This window comes from Gilvimarinus gilvus (assembly GCF_030518155.1).
Classification (GTDB): domain Bacteria; phylum Pseudomonadota; class Gammaproteobacteria; order Pseudomonadales; family Cellvibrionaceae; genus Gilvimarinus; species Gilvimarinus gilvus.
Genome location: NZ_JAULRU010000597.1, coordinates 1 through 364 on the forward strand (window position 1 = coordinate 1; position 364 = coordinate 364).

Below are 364 nucleotides of genomic sequence, written 5' to 3' on the forward strand. Positions count from 1 at the left end.
TGACGCCGATTGGCGGCACCAACTGGAAGGAATCCTACGCCTCGGGCGTGCCGGTGATCGGCGCCCCTGATACCGGTACTTTGGGTCAGATTACGGGTGGCGCGTTGGAAGATTCCAACGTCGACCTGACCGGCGAGCTGGTCAACCTGATCAAGGCGCAGAGCAACTACCAGGCCAACGCCAAGACCATTTCCACCGAAAGCACCATCATGCAGACCATCATCCAGATGACTTGATGATGCCTGGGGCTGCACAGCAGCCCTGCGCGACAAAAGGCTGCACCTACAGGTGATCGCGATTCCCTGGAGGCGCAGCCTTTTATCGCGATGGGCCGCAAGGCGGTCCCACATTCTGAAAGGTTGAC

The 364-nt window shown here is 59.3% G+C and carries 1 protein-coding gene; it reads left to right on the plus strand.

The window, feature by feature from the left end:
• A partial coding sequence (locus QWI17_RS14875) for a flagellar basal body rod C-terminal domain-containing protein (RefSeq protein WP_302723316.1) occupies window positions 1-236 on the plus strand: 236 nt, incomplete at its 5' end.
• Window positions 237-364: the final 128 nt, after the last annotated feature.